We start from the raw sequence: 16,195 nt of genomic DNA, 5'->3' as shown, positions 1-16,195 counted from the left end.
CCCTGCCGAAAACGGCGAGGCCACCCCTGGGGTGGCCTCGCTTTTTTTTCGCACCCTGACGGCGTCAGATGCCGAGGGAGTCCAGCAGATCGTCGTGCTCGTTGCTCGCCGGGGCGACCGCCTGCGCCGGCTTGGCCGCCGCCAGCTTGGCCTGGGCGATCAGCTCGTCCGGGTCGACCTCCTCCTGCACGCCACCATCGTGGATCCGGATAAACTCGGTCCTGTCCATGGCCAGCTCCAGATAGAAGATATTGTTGCTGGCGGTGAAGAAGGTGACCCTGCGGGTCTCGGGGTTGTCGAGGTTGGTGTCGACGCTCAGCATCACCTGCTTGTTGAGGGCCAGCATCTTGGGCTGGTTCTGGGTGATGTGGGTCTGCAACTCGCGCCCCACCTTGGTGGTGAAGCTGCCGACGATCTGGTTCATCAGCTCGCCCATGACGTTGCTCACCTCGTCCGAGGTGTGGGAGATGGCGAGATCCTCCTTGGAGAGCCCCATGCTCAGCATGTAGCGCTCGTAGAGCTCCATGGCCGCGGCGGCGGAGAAGTTGATCACCACCAGCCCGGAGAAGCCGCCGTCGAACAGCACGAAGCAGCCGATGTCCGGCTTGAGGCAGGTCTTGCTGATCCGTTGCACCATGCCGGAGAAGCGCACCTGGGTCTGGGTCGCCGCACTCAATACGCTCGTCACCGAATTGCACAGGCTCAGCAGCACGTCCTCTGTGGTCAATACGGCATCATCCTCGGATCTTGTCACTATCATGGAACCTTCCTGCTGATCGAAAAAATAGGCTTGTCTGTGTCAGCGCCCATGTCATCACGCACGGGCGCGAGACGCTAACAGATTGCGTGATCCCGGTGTTGAAACCGCGAGCGGCCTCTCACTTGACCGTATTGTCAGTGACAAACGGCTGAAATTCCCCCAGGGCGGCCAACCGGGCTCGCCAGTTATCGGCCTGCAGTCGCAAATCTTGCGCCTGATAGGGGATCGCGGGGTGTGCTCCCCAGATGGGGCCTGGCCATGCGGCGTCGGTACTGAAGCGGGCCACGTGATGCAGATGCAGCTGGGGCACCAGGTTGCCGAGCGCCGCCACGTTGATCTTGTCCGGATTGAGCGCGTGCTCCATCAGGGTGGCGACGGCGCAGGACTCCCGCATCAGCTGTTGCTGCTGCTCGGGAGGTAGATGGTGGATCTCCCGCAGCCCGGCGACCCTGGGCACCAGGATGAGCCAGGGGTACTGGCTGTCTTTGGCCAGCAGCACGCGGCAAAGGGGGAGATCCCCGAGTATCTGGGTATCCGCCTGCAGGCGGGGATGCAGTTCAAACATGGGGCCTCGCTGGTCAACATGGGCACGGAGATGAGTGTGCCCACGTTACTGCAACGGGGGGCAAACTTAAAGCCGGGGCACGGCCCAACCGATGAAGCGCTTGCGAAGTTCGGGATCCGCCTGCAGGAAGAGCCGCTGCAGTTGCCCCTCCAGCTCGCTGGCAGGGACTGAAGGGGCCTGGGCCGCCGTGGTCGCCACGGCGCCGGCCGCCAGCACCGCCTTGCCCGTGCCGCGGTTGTACTCCATCAACCTGGCGTGCCAGTCCATGCCGATCTGCATGCCGTTGACCACCAGGGCCTCCTGCTGCACCTTCAGGGGCTTGTCCCCCACCAGCAGGCTCACGACCGGCGCCTTGGCGTAGCGCTCCATGCCTTTCTCGTCGGTGGGCACCGCGGCCTGCAGGCGCACCGACTGGCCGCTGGCCTCATAGCGGATCACCTGGGGCTCGGAGCGGATCTGGCGATCGTTGTCGCTGCTGTTGCGACTCGGGATCACCCCCTCATAGCGCACCAGCAACTGCTGCGCCCCGTCGGCCAACACCCCATGCCGCTCGTCCTGCACCTTGCCGTCGCTCACCGCCAGGATCTGGAAATCCCCGGGGACCTCGACCCTGACCTCGGCCTGTACGGCGCCAGCACACAACAACATGACCCCAACCCAACCCTGATGACCCTTCATTCCCGTCTCTCTCTGCTCGCTATGATGGGCGCAGGCTAGCAGCCGAAGATGACAGAAAAATAACGCGAGCCAGCTTCTCAGAGCAGGTAGTGGGGCCGCTCGGCAAACCACTGGGCCAGCACCTGCTTGAACAGCCGGATCTTGCGCGGCACCCGGCGCTGCTGGGCATGGAGCACATGCAGCGGGTGCAGGCCGGTCTGCCAGTCAGTCAGCACGGCCACCAGCTCGCCCCTGGCCAGACTCGTCTCCACCAGCATCAGCGGGCACTTGGCAAACCCCATGCCCGCCCGTGCCAGCTGCAGCAGGGTGCTGTAGTGGTTGGCCCGCACCTTGCCCTGCACCAGGATGTGGGCCTCCTCCCCTGCCTTGCGAAAATGCCACTGCTCCCAGGCCGGGTTGTGCCCCTGGCGCAGGCAGGAGCGCCCTCCCAGCTCATAGGGGGTGGCGGGGAACCCCTCCCGGGCCAGCAGGGTTGGACTCGCCACCACCACGTCTTTCAACTGCCCGAGGGGCAGCGCCACCAGGTTGTCCGGCACCTGATCCATGGCGCGCAGGGCGATGTCATTCTCCCCCTGACTCATGTCGATCATGGCGTTGGTGAAGTTGAGCTCCACCTCGACCCCGGGGCAGAACACGGCGAAGCGCGCCAGCAGCTCGCTCACCATGGCATCCCCCGTGCTGACCGGGCAGGTGAATCTCAGGCGACCACTGTCCTCCTCGGTCAGGGCCTGGATGTCCTGCTCCACCTGACGGGCAAGGGCAAAGATCTGCCCCGCCTGCACATGGAGGGTTCTGCCCGCCTCGGTCAGGCTGAGGCGACGGGTGGTGCGCTGCAGCAACTGGGCATTGAGGGCGGACTCCAGGGCGCTGACGTGGCGGCTCAGCATCCCCTTGCTCACCCCCAATGCATCGGCGGCGGCGGAGAAACTGCCCCGCTGCACCACCTCGTAGAAACTGCTCAGATGGGCGATCTCCATCCATTAGCTCCAATATGGAAACAATGGGTTTATCTTAAGCGCTTTTTCTCCCTTTTCATCCCGCTATCATCAACACATCCCAACCAGGAGCGATAGAGATGAAGATTGTGATTGTGGGTGCCTCCGGCACCATAGGTTCCGCCGTCAGCGAGTTGCTTGCCAGAGACCACCAAGTGATCCGGGTAGGCCACAGCCGGGGGGATGCTACCGTCGACATGACGGATGGCGCCTCCATCGCCGCTCTGTTTGCGGGCATCGGCCGGTTCGATGCCCTGGTGGTCGCCAGCGGCAGCGTGGCCTTCAACGCCCTGACCGAGATGACGGACGAGCAGTGGCAACTGGGGCTCCAGAGCAAACTGATGGGCCAGATCAACCTGACCCGGGCCGCCATTCCCTATCTGAATGATAACGGCTCCATCACCCTCATCAGCGGCATACTGAGCGAGGAGCCCATCAACTGGGGGGTCAGTGCAACCACCATCAACGGTGCCATAGAGCACTTCGTGAAGGGGGCCGCCTGCGAACTGCCGAGGGGCCTGCGCATCAACGTGGTGAGCCCGACCGTGCTGGAGGAGTCCATGAGCAAGTACGCCGACTTCTTCCCGGGCTTCGTGCCGGTGCCTGCCGCCCGGGTGGCGCAGGCCTACAGGAAGTCGGTGCTGGGAGTACAGACCGGCCAGATCTTCCGGGTCAATGGCTGAGGCCTCCCTCTCTCACTGCCAGATGCCAATAAAAACGGGCCCCATCATGGGGCCCGTCTGTTTGCCGGCTTGCTGCCTTCACCGCTGGCAAACGTTTGTGCGCCGGTGGCAAAAAAAGGCGGTCAGCCTCAGTCGATCAGACCGTACTGCTCGCGCAGTACCTCGATGATCTCCTGCTTGGGATTGGCACTGCGCACCAGCTTGTGACCAATGACCTTCTCGGCGATCCCCACGTAGGTGTGGGAGATGTCCATCATCACCTCGGTGGGCAGCTTGTTGTCCCGGGCCAGGGCGAAGCGTTCCGGCATGCGGTTCTTGTTGAGCAGAATGTCTGGATCCGGGAAGTGATTCAGCAGCCACTGGCGGAAGCCCTCTTTGGACTTCTCGACGATCTCGCCCTGGCGCAGGGCGGCGCCGTCCCAGATGCGGGAGCTGTCGGGGGTACCCACTTCATCCATGTAGATGAGCTTCTCGCGACCGGCGGCGTCCTGGACATAGCCAAACTCAAACTTGGTGTCGACGAAGATCTGATCGAGCGCGGCCAGGGCCTCGCTGATGACGTTGAAACCATCCTTGAGCAGCGTCTCGTAGCGGTCGATGTCCGCCGGGGAGCGGAAACCGAAGGCCTGATGGTGGCGCTCTATGTCGGCACGGGAGACGTTGACGTCGTCCGCTTCCGGCACGCCATCCAGCCCCCTGAGGATCCCCTTGGTAGACGGGGTGATGAGGATCTCGGGCAGCTTCTGATCCTTCTTCAGCCCTTCCGGCAACGTGATGCCGCAGAACTCCCGCTCGCCGTCCTTGTAGGCACGCCACATGGAGCCGGTGATGTACTGGCGGGCGATGGCTTCGATCATCACCGGGCGGGCCTTTTGCACTATCCAGACGAAGGGGTGTGGTATGTCCAGGATGTGGCTGTCCGCCAATCCCTTCTCCTTGAACAGCTTGAACCAGTGGCTGGAGATGGCATTGAGTGCCGCGCCCTTGCCCGGCACGCCGTTCAAGCCATTCACACCCTGCCAGATGCAATCGAAGGCCGAGATGCGGTCGCTGATCACCATGAGGGCGAGGGGCGTATCGGCTGGCACATCATAGCCTTTCTCTCTTATGAGCCGGGCACTGTCTGCGGGGGTCAACCAGTAGACGCTGCGCACTTTGCCGGAATGGACAGGTTTATCGGTACGGATCGGCAAATCGTCATTCACCGCCAATACTTGATCTGCAAGACTCATGGCTAATAACACTTCCTGTTGTGGGACTGACAAGACAGGCGCATCAGGCTCCTGTCTACGAGGGATTCATTCAAGCGAAGCAGCGCCAGGCCTCTCTGCCGGGGCAGGCTCCCAAGAGGGCCTCTGCGCGAACTCCACATAACAAAACAGGGGCACCAGGCCCCTGTTTCTATTCTGCTTTCGCAGCCTGATCGGCCACGCCTTTGGCAAACGCCTCGGACAGGCTGATATACATCTGGGAGATGACGCCGGATGCGACCGGCTTCTTGTCCTTGTCGAACAGGGTGATGGAGGTCTTGCCTCCGGCCATCTCGCCGAGCTGGAAGCGGTACTTGTCTTCCTCCAGCTTGAACGGCTCGGCCCCCTTAGCCTGCCAGAACTCCGCATCGGGCTCGTCATACTCGACGTCGATCCAGCCCAGGGACTGCTGGGTATCCTTGATGGTGAAACCGTAGGCCGGCAACACCTGGTTGAGGCGGCGCCAGACCTGCTCGAAGGAGCCGTCGGCTAGCCAGGCACTCAGCTCGTTGTTGTCCAGACCCAGCTCCAGACCCATGCCATCGTTGGACTTGTGTTGTTCGCGGGCCTTGAGCTGCTTGTCGTAGTAGAGGGAGAACTGGTTCAGTGCCCGGGTCGCATAGCGCTGGGCATCCGCCGGGGTCAGCACTGTGCTGGTCTCGCCGTCTATGGTCTCTTCATGATCCAGCACCCGTACCGACATGTTGACAGCGTGACGCTGCACATCGTTGCGCAGGGTGAACTGGTAGCGTTGGCGGATACGGAAGTCGTCGTCCTCCTCTGCCCAGCCATCGAGGGCGGCGGAGTTGTCAAACCAGCCGGTCTGCAACACGCCGGCCTGCTGATCCAGCTTCTCTGTGGTGACCTTGTGCTGGGCCAGGAAGTTCATCAGGAAGGCCCAGGTATCGCGCTCCACGCTCTGGCTGGTGCTCAGGGCATAGAAGGCCAGGGTCGGTTCGCTGGCCTTGGCCACCACCTGACTGCCAGGGACCACCGTCAGCAGCTGGGCTGGCGGACGCACGTCCACCTTGGCACCGATGGCACCTTCGCGGCTGCTCTCCGGCAGGGCCGGGATGTCGAAATTACTGTTAAAGGCGGGGGTACTCAACCCGGCGGGCACGAGGAAGGCGCGACCTTCGAGGCGGCTCTCTTCATACTCGAAGCCACGGTTGGCCATCTTGCGATCCTGGGGTGAGCTACAGGCTGCCAACACGGCAACAGTCGCGACACTCAGCACCAGGCGCACTGCATTTCCCTTTCCATTTGCTTTAAACACTCGCCATCAACTCCGCAGTCGTCAGTGCTCGCGCCATCGCCTGTTCCCCCTCGGGGGTGAGGTCGGTCAGCGGCAGGCGCAAGGTCGCCGTCGCCATCAATCCCAGTCGGGCACAGGCCCACTTCACCGGGATGGGACTCGGTTCGCAGAACAGAGTCTGATGCAACGGCATCAATCGATTGTTGATGTCATGAGCCTGCCCGGCATCACCGGCCAGCGCAGCACGACACATGTCGGCCATCTGGGGCGCCGCAATATTGGTGGTGACCGAAATGACGCCATCGCCCCCTTGCAGCATAAAATCACATCCGCTGGCATCATCGCCACTATAAAGCGCGAAATCCGGCCCGCACAACTCGCGCAGCAGCGGGGTGCGGCTCAAATCACCCGTCGCCTCCTTCAAACCGATGATGCCGGGAACCTTGGCCAGACGAGCCACGGTCTCCGGTTTGAGATCGCAGCAGGTGCGACCGGGCACATTATAGAGAATTTGAGGCAGACCACTAGCCTCGGCGATCGCACAATAGTGACGATAGAGACCTTCCTGGGTGGGTTTGTTGTAATAAGGGGTCACCGAGAGACCCGCCACCACGCCGGCTTGGGCGAAACGCCTGGAGAGGGCGATGGCATGGGCGGTGTTGTTGGAGCCGCAGCCCGCGATGACCGGAATGCGGCCAGCGGCGAATTCGACGGTTTTTTCCACGACGGCGATATGTTCCTGCTCGCTCAGGGTGACCGACTCTCCTGTGGTGCCCACCGCGACTATGGCACTGGTACCGGCGCCGACATGATACTCCACCAGGGCCGCTAGACTGGTCCAATCGATGTCACCCGAGGCCAGCATGGGGGTAACGAGCGCAACAATACTACCGCGTAACATGGATATTTCTCCCGATTTTCAGGGGCGTAATGGTAAAGCTGCCCCTTTTGAAAAACAAGGGAGGCAAGGGATAAGCCGTGTTACCATCCGCCACAAAACGTATGGATGCACGAGGGCAGGAGAGAGCCCGGAGCAGGGCGTCATGCCCGCCAAGCGCTCGCTTTCACCGCATTCGCAATAAATGGACGAGAGACGATTTATGACTCACTACCTGGTCGTAACGGCCATCGGCACGGACAGGCCTGGCATCGTCAATGAGGTTACCCGTCACGTCAGTGGCTGCGGTTGCAACATTGTCGACAGCCGTCTTGGCATCTTCGGTAACGAATTCACTTTCATCATGCTGTTGTCTGGTGACTGGAACAGCTTGATGCAGCTTGAGATAAGCCTCCCCCTGCGCAGCCAGGAGTGGGATCTCATCACCATGATGAAGCGCACCGAGCGCCACCACTCTCTGCAATATGACATCAGCGCCAGCGCCGAGGTGCTGATCCGGGATCAGCCGGGCATCGTAAGCCAGTGCACCCAGTTCTTCAGCGATCACGGCTGGGATATCCAGGCCATGCAGACCGTCACGCTCGAGCAGCAACCCTTCAACCTGCTCAAGGCCAATTTCCAGCTCAATCAGGCCAAGCAGGGCGAGGCGGCCGACTCGAAGACGGCCTTCGCCGATTTCTGTCGTGAACTGGGTGCCGAGTCATTCGAGTTCATCGTCAATCACAAATACGCCTGACGGCGTTTATCCGAGGAGACCCCATGCAACCACTACAAGTTGGTACTCAGGCCCCCGATTTTTCCCTCCCCGATCAGGATGGTCAGCAGGTCAGTCTGTCCTCCCTGCGGGGCAAGAAGGTGCTCATCTATTTCTATCCCAAGGCGATGACCCCGGGCTGCACCACCCAGGCCTGCGGCCTGCGCGACGTCAATGCAGAGCTGGCCGCCCTCAACGTGGTGGTGCTCGGTATCAGCCCGGATCCGGCCAAGCGCCTGAAAAAATTCGAGGAACGCGACAGCCTGAACTTCCGGCTGCTGGCCGATGAGGATCACGCCGTGGCCGATGCCTTTGGCGTCTGGGGCCCGAAGAAGTTCATGGGCAAGGAGTATGACGGCATCCATCGGCTGAGCTTCCTCATCGATGAGGAGGGCAAAGTGGCCCATCGCTTCGACAAGTTCAAGACCAGCGATCACCATCAGGTAGTGCTCGACCTCGTCAAGGGCTGAGCCCCGCCAGTTCAGACACGACAACAGGGCCTGCAGATGCAGGCCCTGTTCGTTTGCACCCAACTCTGCCATGCAAGAGCCGGGGATGTCCTGCCAAATGCAGCTCCCCTATTGGACCCTCCTTCCCGTTTTTCTCGCCAACCTCCCCTATCAGATCAAAAAATTCATCCTGGATATGGGTTAACGTGACCCCAGATTCATTTTCCAGCGAGACAGCCCATGAACATGAGCCATACCGAACGCCTGATCCTGAGCAACCAGTACGAGATCCTGGCCAAACTCAATCCGGAGAAGGCGGCGTTTTACCAGCGGGCCAGCACCATAGTCGAGCGTGGCTACTGCCTGCAGATCCTCGAGCTGGAGAAGAGCTTCGGCCACCTGGATCTCGCCACCTGCCAGGAGGTGCTGGACACCCTGGAGCTGCATCATGCGCTGGCCATCTCCTGGGGCAACCTCGACGCCGGTACCCGGGCCGAGGTGAACGAGAGTCGCCTGGCCTTCAACGGCTACAGCCGCAGCCAGGAGCGGGAACTGGCGGATTATGTCTGCTTCCTGCTGGAGGTGGACAAGCGCTTCCCCGAACTGCCCTGCCCCTGCGACGAGCTCTCCAGCGACATCGCCATGCGCGACAAGTACCAGCGCATGCTGGCGGCCTGGCGTCAGTGCCCCCGTCAGTACAAGCTCTCCATTCAGGAGATCAGCAAGGTGCTGGCCGCCTGAATGTGAAAAAGGCGCCTGATGGCGCCTTTTGCTCCCCTGCCGGGGTTATTCGTAGAGGAAGGATTTGTCCAGCTGCTTGAAGGCGGCGTTGAGGGTATCGGCCAGCTCCTCGTAACGGGGGCGGGCCACCAGCTGACGATGACCGCCCTGCTCGTTCATCTTGCCGTTGATCTCCCTGTACCAATTGGCAAGGGAGGGGGGAAGACGGGTATCGGCACGCTGGCCGAGCCAGTAATAGCCTTGCAGCGGCAGGCTGAGCAGGAAGAGCACGGAGGCCATCACGGAGGGCCAGTAGTGCAGTTCGCCGAACTGGAACTGCAGCATGACGCTGAGCACGGCGAGTGCCGGGATGACCCTGAGAGCGAACTCGGTGGCCTTGATCACCCGATTCTCCGGGAACATGGAATTAAGCTCGGGACGGCGCGGCCAAAGAGTCATATAATGACGGCCTTGCTGTAATTTAGTTCCAAAAATGTTCATGCTCATACTACCTCCGAGCTCTTTTTGAACGTATTAACGGCAAAACCTCGACAATATTTGAGAGGCGATAACAAAGGTTGAGGATGACTTTGTTATTTTTCAACAATCAGGTTATCCTTTGTACGCCCAATTTTTACGCCAGTGGTTTGCTGCTGGCCTGTCAGGGACGTCAGAATTCCGGGTCTTGTATCACTATACAAGGGGCAAGCAACAGATTGCCAACCCTCATAAGGATAAGTTGATAGTTTTTGGACGCACCGCGTCCGGCGCATCCTCCAACCCAACCCAATCTGCGATAGGATTTATTCATGAGTAAGCTGGTTCTTGTTCTTAACTGTGGCAGCTCGTCCCTGAAGTTTGCTGTCATTGACGCAACCACCGGTGATGATCTGCTGTCCGGCCTGGCCGAGTGCTTCAACCTCGACGACGCCCGCATCAAGTGGAAGCTCAACGGCGAAAAGGGTAGCGCCGATCTGGGTGCCGGTGCCGCTCACCAGGAAGCGCTGGACTTCATCGTCCACAAGATCCTGCCGCTCAACCCGGAACTGTCCAAGAACCTGATCGCCATCGGCCACCGCGTGGTACACGGCGGCGAGCAATTCACTTCTTCCGTGCGGATCTGCAATGACGTGATCGCCGGTATCGAAGCCGCCATTCCTTATGCTCCGCTGCACAACCCCGCTCACCTGATCGGTATCCGTGCCGCGCTGAAGGTCTTCCCTGAGCTGGCCGAGAAGAACGTCGCCGTGTTCGACACCGCGTTCCACCAGACCATGCCGGAAGAAGCCTTCCTGTACGCCCTGCCGTACAAACTCTACAAAGAGAACGGCATCCGTCGCTACGGCGCCCACGGCACCAGCCACTACTACATCAGCCTGGAAGCCGCCAAGCAGCTGAACAAGCCGGTGGAAGAGCTCAACATCATCAACTGCCACCTGGGCAACGGCGGCTCCGTCTGCGCCATCAAGAACGGCAAATCCGTCGATACCTCCATGGGCCTGACCCCGCTGGAAGGCCTGGTGATGGGTACCCGTTCCGGTGATCTGGATCCGGCCATCATCTTCTTCCTGCACGACAAGCTGGGCATGAGCGTCGCCGAGATCAACACCATGCTGACCAAGGAATCCGGCCTGCTGGGTCTGACCGAAGTCACCTCCGACTGCCGTTTCGTTGAAGACAACTACGACAGCAAGGAAGAAGCCAAGCGCGCCATGGACGTGTACTGCTACCGTCTGGCCAAGTACATCGGCGCCTACGCCGCCGCCATGGACGGTCGTCTGGACGCCGTGGTCTTCACCGGCGGCATCGGCGAGAACTCCGCCCCGATCCGCGAGATCACCCTGGGCAAGCTGGGCCTGCTGGGCTTCGACGTCGACCACGACGCCAACCTGAAGGCACGTTTCGGCAAGGGTGGCGAGATCACCAAGGCTGGCTCCACCAAGGCCCTGGTTATCCCGACCAACGAAGAGTGGGTCATCGCCCACGACGCGCTGGAACTGGTCGGCGCATAAATTAGCTGTAGAGCAAGGCCGCCCCAGGGCGGCCTTTTCCTGATCCCAAAAATGAACAAGGGGTAATAAGTGGCACGCACTATTATGCTCATCCCGGTCGGCACTGGTGTCGGCGTAACTTCCGTGAGTCTTGGCGTCGTTCGCGCCATGGAACGTCACGGTGTCAATGTCAGCTTCTTCAAACCGGTTGCTCAGCCGCGCCCGGGTGAAACCGGTACCGAGCGCTCCACCGCCGTGATCCGCGCCGCCGCCAACATCAACCCACCCGAGCCGTTCGCCCTCTCCTACGCCGAGAACATGATCACCTCCAGCAACACCGATATCCTGCTGGAAGAGATCGTGGCCCGCTTCGAAGAGCACGTGAAGACCAGCGGTGCCGAAGTGGTGGTGATCGAAGGCCTGGTGCCGACCGACAAGCAACCCTTTGCCAACAAGCTGAACTACGACGTCGCCAAGGCGCTGGATGCCGACATGGTGTTCGTGACCCATCCGGGCAACGACTCCAGCCAGAAGCTCAAAGAGCGCATCGAACTGGCCTGCTCCAACTTCGGTGGCGTCAGCAACCCGCGCATCGTGGGCTGCGTCATCAACAAGGTGGGTGCACCGGTTGACGAGCACGGTGTGACCCGCCCCGATCTGACCGAGATGTTCGAGGCCCATCACCACACCTCCGACACCGCCCACAACCTGGAAGTGCTGCAGGTGTTCGGCAAGAGCCCGCTGCGCATCCTCGGCTGCATCCCCTGGAACACCCAGCTGATCGCCCCGCGCGCCAAGGATCTCGCCAAGCACCTGGCCGCCAAGATCCTGCACAAGGGTGAGCTGGACAGCCGTCGCCTGCAGACCGTGACCTTCTGTGCCCGCTCCATCCACAACATGATCGAGCACTTCCGTCCGGGCAGCCTGCTGGTCACCTCAGGCGACCGCTCCGACGTCATCGTCTCCGCCTGTCTGTCCGCCATGAACGGCGTCAAGCTGGGTGCCCTGCTGCTGACCGGCAACTACCACCCTGAGCCGCAAGTCATCGCCCTGTGCCAACAGGCCATGGCTACCGGCCTGCCGATCATGATCACCGGCACCAACACCTGGCAGACCGCCGTCAGCCTGCAGAACTTCAACGTCGACATCCCGGAAGATGACCGCGAGCGTATCGAGCTGGTGCAGGACTATGTGGCTGGCCACATCGACAAGCACTGGATCGAGTCTCTCTCTGCCAAGTCCACCCGCTCCCGTCGCCTGAGCCCGCCTGCGTTCCGCTATCAGCTGACCGAGCTGGCCCGTCAGGCCAACAAGCGCGTCGTGCTGCCGGAAGGGGAAGAGCCGCGCACCATCAAGGCTGCCGCCATCTGTGCCGAACGTGGCATCGCCCGTCCGGTGCTGCTTGGCAACCCGGAAGAGATCCGTCGCGTCGCCGAACAGCAGGGTGTGGTACTGACCGATCGCGTCGAGATCATCGACCCGCTGGAAGTACGCGAGCGCTATGTGCCGCGTCTGGTCGAGCTGCGCAAGAACAAGGGCATGACCGAAGTGGTCGCCCGCGAACAGCTGGAAGACAACGTGGTGCTGGGCACCATGATGCTGGAGCGTGGCGAAGTGGACGGTCTGGTTTCCGGCGCCGTGCACACCACCGCCAACACCATTCGTCCGCCGATGCAGATCATCAAGACTGCCCCGGGTTCGTCCCTCATCTCCTCCATCTTCTTCATGCTGCTGCCTGATCAGGTACTGGTGTACGGTGACTGCGCCATCAACCCGGATCCGAGCGCCGAACAGCTGGCCGAGATCGCCATCCAGTCCGCCGACTCCGCTGCCGCCTTCGGCATCGAGCCGCGCGTCGCCATGATCTCCTACTCCACCGGTACCTCTGGCGCCGGTGCGGACGTCGAGAAGGTGCGTGAAGCGACCGAGCTGGCCAAGGCCAAGCGCCCCGACCTCATCATCGACGGCCCGCTGCAGTACGACGCGGCCATCATGGAGAACGTAGCCAAGTCCAAGGCACCGAACTCACCGGTCGCGGGTAAAGCCACCGTGTTCGTGTTCCCGGATCTCAACACCGGCAACACCACCTACAAGGCGGTACAGCGCTCCGCCGAGCTGGTCTCCATCGGCCCCATGCTGCAAGGCATGCGCAAGCCGGTCAACGACCTCTCCCGTGGCGCCCTGGTAGACGACATCGTCTACACCATCGCCCTGACCGGTATCCAGGCAGCCCAGGCCGAGTAATATCGCCCGCGCTGGCCCTGTGAAAAACCCGCCTTCCGGCGGGTTTTTTTATGGCGGCGAGATGTTGATCCACAAGATCAAATCAGGATCCTGGGCAGATCCCCCGATCTGACGCTGGGGCTCATCTGGCAAGGCGCGGGCGATAAGCAAACACTCACACCCGCGCAGGGGGATTGCACAATTGCGATCCAGTCAGGATCAAATCAGAATATCCCTTTAAGATCAGCAAACTAACGTCAGACACACCGCTAATCTACAGAGTTTTCCACAGCTTTTGTGGATAGTTTACCGATCATTTGAAAGAAAATGACAGTTCCGGTCAGCACTTCCCCTCCCTAGAGCGACCATGAGAAAGGGGCTCCGAAGAGCCCCTTTTGGATAGATTACCAGCCCCTGATATCAGGGACGCAGGGACTTGTCCGCACGGGAGATACCGCAGACACCAGAGCGCACCACCTCGATGATCTCGTTGGTCTGGGCGGCAGTCTTGATGAAGGCGTCCAGCTTCTCGCTGGTGCCCACCAGCTGCACTGTGTACTGCTCGGGGGTGACGTCCACAATCTGGCCACGGAAGATATCCGCCAGCCGTTTCAGCTCGTCGCGGGCACCACCGGCGGCGCGTGCCTTGACCAGGGCGATCTCCCGCTCGATGTGCTCCCCTTCGCTCAAATCGCACACCTTGAGCACGTCCACCAGCTTGTGCAACTGCTTCTGGATCTGCTCCAGCACCCGCTCGTCACCCATGGTGACGATGGTCATGCGCGACAGGGTGGGATCCTCGGTGGGGGCCACCGTCAGGGTCTCGATGTTGTAGCCGCGCTGGGAGAAGAGGCCCACCACACGGCTCAGGGCGCCGGATTCGTTCTCCAGCAGAACGGAAATTATATGTCTCATCAGGTCCTCTCCGTCTTGCTCAGCCACATCTCGTCCATGGCACCGAACTTTATCTGCATCGGATAAACGTGTTCATCCGGGTCGACCGAGATGTCCATGAACACCAGCCGATCCTTCATGGCGAACGCCTTCTCCATGGCGCTCTCCAGCTCGGCCGGATCGCTCACCGCGATGCCGACGTGGCCATAGGCTTCCGCCAGCTTGACGAAGTCCGGCAGGGATTCCATGTAGGAGTGGCTGTGACGGCCGCCGTAGAACATCTTCTGCCACTGCTTGACCATGCCCAGCGCGCGGTTGTTGATGGAGATGATCTTGATGGGCACCCCGTACTGCATGCAGGTGGAGAGCTCCTGGATGTTCATCTGCACAGAGCCGTCGCCGGTGACGCAGCAGACCACGGCATCCGGGTTGGCAAACTGGGCCCCCATGGCGGCGGGAATGCCGAAGCCCATGGTGCCGAGACCGCCGGAGTTGATCCACTGGCGCGGCTTGGCGAACGGGTAGTAGAGGGCGGCAAACATCTGGTGCTGGCCCACGTCGGAGGCGACGAAGGCCTCCCCCTTGGTCACCTTATAGAGCGCCTCTATGACCTGCTGCGGCTTGATCAGGGTGGGGTGGGTCTCGTAGGCCAGGCAGTTGCGGGAGCGCCACTGATCGATCTGGCTCCACCAGTCCGCCAGCGCCTGCTTGTCGTTGTCGAAGCCGCACTCGCGGATCACTTCCAGCATCTGCTCCAGCACGGTTTCCACCGAGCCGACGATGGGCACATGGGCCTGCACCGTCTTGGAGATGGAGGTGGGGTCTATGTCGATGTGGACTATGGTCGCATTGGGGCAGAACTTGCTCACGTTGTTGGTGACGCGGTCATCGAAGCGGGCACCCACGGCGAAGATGAGATCCGCGTTGTGCATGCTCTTGTTCGCTTCGAAGGTGCCGTGCATGCCGAGCATACCGATGAACTGCGGATGGGTACCGCTGAAGGCCCCCAGCCCCATGAGGGTGGTGGTCACCGGCAGGTTCAGCAGCTCCGCCAGCTTGGTCACCAGATGATCCGCATTGGCGTTGATGGCGCCACCGCCCACGTACATGACCGGGCGGCTCGCCTCGGTCAGCAGCTTGGCAGCACGCTTGATCTGGCCCTTGTGTCCGGCCTTGGTCGGATTGTAGGAGCGCAGGGAAACGGACTCGGGATACTGGTAGGGGAATTTCTCTTTCGGGTTCTGCACGTCCTTGGGCAAGTCCACCACCACGGGCCCCGGGCGGCCACTGGCGGCAATGTAGTAGGCCTTCTTGATGGCCTCTGGAATCTCGCTGGCCTTCTTGCACAAGAAGCTGTGCTTCACCACAGGGCGGGAGATGCCGATCATGTCGGTCTCCTGGAACGCGTCCTCCCCTATCATGCTGGTCGGCACCTGACCGGACAGGATCACCAGGGGGATCGAGTCCATGTAGGCGGTGGCGATGCCGGTGATGCAGTTGGTGGCGCCGGGACCCGAGGTCACCAGCACAGTGCCCACCTTGCCGGTGGAGCGGGCGTAACCGTCCGCCATGTGCACCGCGGCCTGCTCGTGCCGCACCAGGACATGCTCCATCTTGCCGTTTTCGAAGAGAGCGTCATAGATGTCGAGCACTGAGCCACCAGGGTAGCCGAAAACGTGTTCCACTCCCTGATCTTCCAGCGCTCTAACCACCATCTGGGCGCCTGATAACATCTCCATGATAAAGCCCTCCAGGCTTTGCTCCGTTAAGCGAAAGCTACCGACAGTCCGCTGCTTCCCGGCAGCGCCGATCCGTCTCTTGTTGTTGTCTGCATCCAGACCAGGCGAGTTCGGAGCCGTCGATAGTAGAAAAATAGGTTTTTTCCATCATTCACCCGAAAAGCGGGTGAAAAACCAACTTAACCCGCTTGTGAACGCTTGTCCACGGCTTTGTCTGAGCAGAACAGTCATAAATTTCAAACAGCTATTAACATTCAGTGACTTGGTCACCAGACCGGAAACAAAGCGGGGAGTATGGGGGGGAAACTAGCGGATCATGCTGCCAATCAGGATAGAGATGG

Annotated in this window: 16 protein-coding genes; 6 read left to right on the top strand and 10 right to left on the bottom strand. The window is 61.0% G+C overall.

Annotated elements, in window-relative coordinates:
- Positions 1–64: 64 nt before the first annotated feature.
- The 4 genes from ACB039_RS14490 to ACB039_RS14475 form a co-directional block, all read right to left on the bottom strand.
- Positions 65–760, bottom strand: a complete 696-nt coding sequence (locus tag ACB039_RS14490; protein ID WP_226170210.1) for a DUF3334 family protein — start codon at positions 758–760, stop codon at positions 65–67.
- 118 nt (positions 761–878) lie between these two features.
- Positions 879–1,325 carry an HIT domain-containing protein gene (locus ACB039_RS14485; protein WP_226170212.1) on the bottom strand — a complete coding sequence of 149 codons (447 nt, stop codon included), beginning with the start codon at positions 1,323–1,325 and terminating at the stop codon, positions 879–881.
- 66 nt (positions 1,326–1,391) lie between these two features.
- Positions 1,392–2,003, bottom strand: a complete 612-nt coding sequence (locus ACB039_RS14480; RefSeq protein ID WP_371165923.1) for a DUF2057 domain-containing protein — start codon at positions 2,001–2,003, stop codon at positions 1,392–1,394.
- Positions 2,004–2,080: 77 nt separating this feature from the next.
- Complete coding sequence (locus ACB039_RS14475; protein WP_226170218.1) at positions 2,081–2,980, bottom strand: LysR family transcriptional regulator; 900 nt, start codon at positions 2,978–2,980, stop codon at positions 2,081–2,083.
- A gap of 98 nt (positions 2,981–3,078) precedes the next feature.
- Here ACB039_RS14475 and ACB039_RS14470 point away from each other — a divergent pair, with 98 nt between their 5' ends.
- Positions 3,079–3,681: a short chain dehydrogenase gene (locus tag ACB039_RS14470; protein WP_182786308.1), complete on the top strand. Its 603-nt coding sequence runs from the start codon at positions 3,079–3,081 to the stop codon at positions 3,679–3,681.
- 128 nt (positions 3,682–3,809) lie between these two features.
- Here ACB039_RS14470 and ACB039_RS14465 read toward each other — a convergent pair whose 3' ends face one another.
- From ACB039_RS14465 to dapA, 3 genes are all read right to left on the bottom strand, one after another.
- The gene (locus ACB039_RS14465; RefSeq protein WP_226170221.1) at positions 3,810–4,913 is read right to left on the bottom strand and encodes a phosphoribosylaminoimidazolesuccinocarboxamide synthase; all 1,104 of its coding nucleotides are present in this window, start codon (positions 4,911–4,913) and stop codon (positions 3,810–3,812) included.
- 169 nt (positions 4,914–5,082) lie between these two features.
- A complete protein-coding gene (bamC, locus tag ACB039_RS14460) occupies positions 5,083–6,207 on the bottom strand; it encodes an outer membrane protein assembly factor BamC (RefSeq protein ID WP_226170224.1) in 1,125 nt (374 codons plus the stop codon).
- On the bottom strand, positions 6,200–7,087 hold the full coding sequence (gene dapA / locus ACB039_RS14455; RefSeq protein ID WP_226170226.1) for a 4-hydroxy-tetrahydrodipicolinate synthase: 888 nt from the start codon (positions 7,085–7,087) through the stop codon (positions 6,200–6,202). The genes bamC and dapA overlap by 8 nt, the downstream gene beginning before the upstream one ends.
- A gap of 199 nt (positions 7,088–7,286) precedes the next feature.
- Between dapA and ACB039_RS14450 the strand changes: the two genes are divergently transcribed.
- From ACB039_RS14450 to ACB039_RS14440, 3 genes are all read left to right on the top strand, one after another.
- Positions 7,287–7,820, top strand: coding sequence for a glycine cleavage system protein R (locus ACB039_RS14450; protein ID WP_025328154.1), 534 nt, complete (start codon positions 7,287–7,289; stop codon positions 7,818–7,820).
- Positions 7,821–7,843: 23 nt separating this feature from the next.
- Positions 7,844–8,308 carry a thioredoxin-dependent thiol peroxidase gene (bcp, locus tag ACB039_RS14445; RefSeq protein WP_005323824.1) on the top strand — a complete coding sequence of 155 codons (465 nt, stop codon included), beginning with the start codon at positions 7,844–7,846 and terminating at the stop codon, positions 8,306–8,308.
- 219 nt (positions 8,309–8,527) lie between these two features.
- Entirely contained in the window at positions 8,528–9,028 is a 501-nt protein-coding gene (locus ACB039_RS14440) for a YfbU family protein (protein ID WP_005323826.1), read from the top strand.
- Positions 9,029–9,073: 45 nt separating this feature from the next.
- Here the strand turns inward: ACB039_RS14440 and yfbV are convergent, their stop codons facing one another.
- Positions 9,074–9,514, bottom strand: a complete 441-nt coding sequence (gene yfbV / locus ACB039_RS14435) for a terminus macrodomain insulation protein YfbV (RefSeq protein ID WP_025328157.1) — start codon at positions 9,512–9,514, stop codon at positions 9,074–9,076.
- 302 nt (positions 9,515–9,816) lie between these two features.
- On the opposite strand from yfbV, the gene ACB039_RS14430 reads away from it, so the two are divergent.
- Together ACB039_RS14430 and pta are read left to right on the top strand one after the other, a co-directional pair.
- Positions 9,817–11,019 (top strand): acetate kinase, encoded by a 1,203-nt coding sequence (locus tag ACB039_RS14430; protein ID WP_005323830.1) that lies wholly within the window; start codon positions 9,817–9,819, stop codon positions 11,017–11,019.
- Between the two features lie 69 nt (positions 11,020–11,088).
- Positions 11,089–13,242, top strand: coding sequence for a phosphate acetyltransferase (pta, locus tag ACB039_RS14425; RefSeq protein ID WP_025328159.1), 2,154 nt, complete (start codon positions 11,089–11,091; stop codon positions 13,240–13,242).
- A 399-nt stretch (positions 13,243–13,641) separates the two neighbouring features.
- Here the strand turns inward: pta and ilvN are convergent, their stop codons facing one another.
- Positions 13,642–14,136, bottom strand: a complete 495-nt coding sequence (gene ilvN / locus ACB039_RS14420; RefSeq protein WP_025328160.1) for an acetolactate synthase small subunit — start codon at positions 14,134–14,136, stop codon at positions 13,642–13,644.
- Entirely contained in the window at positions 14,136–15,854 is a 1,719-nt protein-coding gene (locus ACB039_RS14415) for an acetolactate synthase 3 large subunit (protein WP_005323836.1), read from the bottom strand. Before ACB039_RS14415 ends, ilvN begins: the two co-directional genes overlap by 1 nt.
- Positions 15,855–16,195: the final 341 nt, after the last annotated feature.

Source organism: Aeromonas sp. S2(2024) (assembly GCF_041402505.1).
In the GTDB taxonomy this organism is placed as follows: domain Bacteria; phylum Pseudomonadota; class Gammaproteobacteria; order Enterobacterales; family Aeromonadaceae; genus Aeromonas; species Aeromonas media.
Note: the sequence above shows the minus strand (reverse complement) of the source record. Positions and strands in the feature narration are given on the sequence as shown.

What these genes read in the sequence shown, in the direction of transcription:
- ACB039_RS14490 (WP_226170210.1), bottom strand. Translation starts at nt 760, where the DNA reads ATGATAGTGACAAGATCCGAGGATGATGCCGTATTGACCACAGAGGAC.
- ACB039_RS14485 (WP_226170212.1), bottom strand. Translation starts at nt 1,325, where the DNA reads ATGTTTGAACTGCATCCCCGCCTGCAGGCGGATACCCAGATACTCGGG.
- ACB039_RS14480 (WP_371165923.1), bottom strand. Translation starts at nt 2,003, where the DNA reads ATGAAGGGTCATCAGGGTTGGGTTGGGGTCATGTTGTTGTGTGCTGGC.
- ACB039_RS14475 (WP_226170218.1), bottom strand. Translation starts at nt 2,980, where the DNA reads ATGGAGATCGCCCATCTGAGCAGTTTCTACGAGGTGGTGCAGCGGGGC.
- ACB039_RS14470 (WP_182786308.1), top strand. Translation starts at nt 3,079, where the DNA reads ATGAAGATTGTGATTGTGGGTGCCTCCGGCACCATAGGTTCCGCCGTC.
- ACB039_RS14465 (WP_226170221.1), bottom strand. Translation starts at nt 4,913, where the DNA reads ATGAGTCTTGCAGATCAAGTATTGGCGGTGAATGACGATTTGCCGATC.
- dapA (WP_226170226.1), bottom strand. Translation starts at nt 7,087, where the DNA reads ATGTTACGCGGTAGTATTGTTGCGCTCGTTACCCCCATGCTGGCCTCG.
- ACB039_RS14450 (WP_025328154.1), top strand. Translation starts at nt 7,287, where the DNA reads ATGACTCACTACCTGGTCGTAACGGCCATCGGCACGGACAGGCCTGGC.
- bcp (WP_005323824.1), top strand. Translation starts at nt 7,844, where the DNA reads ATGCAACCACTACAAGTTGGTACTCAGGCCCCCGATTTTTCCCTCCCC.
- ACB039_RS14440 (WP_005323826.1), top strand. Translation starts at nt 8,528, where the DNA reads ATGAACATGAGCCATACCGAACGCCTGATCCTGAGCAACCAGTACGAG.
- yfbV (WP_025328157.1), bottom strand. Translation starts at nt 9,514, where the DNA reads ATGAGCATGAACATTTTTGGAACTAAATTACAGCAAGGCCGTCATTAT.
- ACB039_RS14430 (WP_005323830.1), top strand. Translation starts at nt 9,817, where the DNA reads ATGAGTAAGCTGGTTCTTGTTCTTAACTGTGGCAGCTCGTCCCTGAAG.
- ilvN (WP_025328160.1), bottom strand. Translation starts at nt 14,136, where the DNA reads ATGAGACATATAATTTCCGTTCTGCTGGAGAACGAATCCGGCGCCCTG.
- ACB039_RS14415 (WP_005323836.1), bottom strand. Translation starts at nt 15,854, where the DNA reads ATGGAGATGTTATCAGGCGCCCAGATGGTGGTTAGAGCGCTGGAAGAT.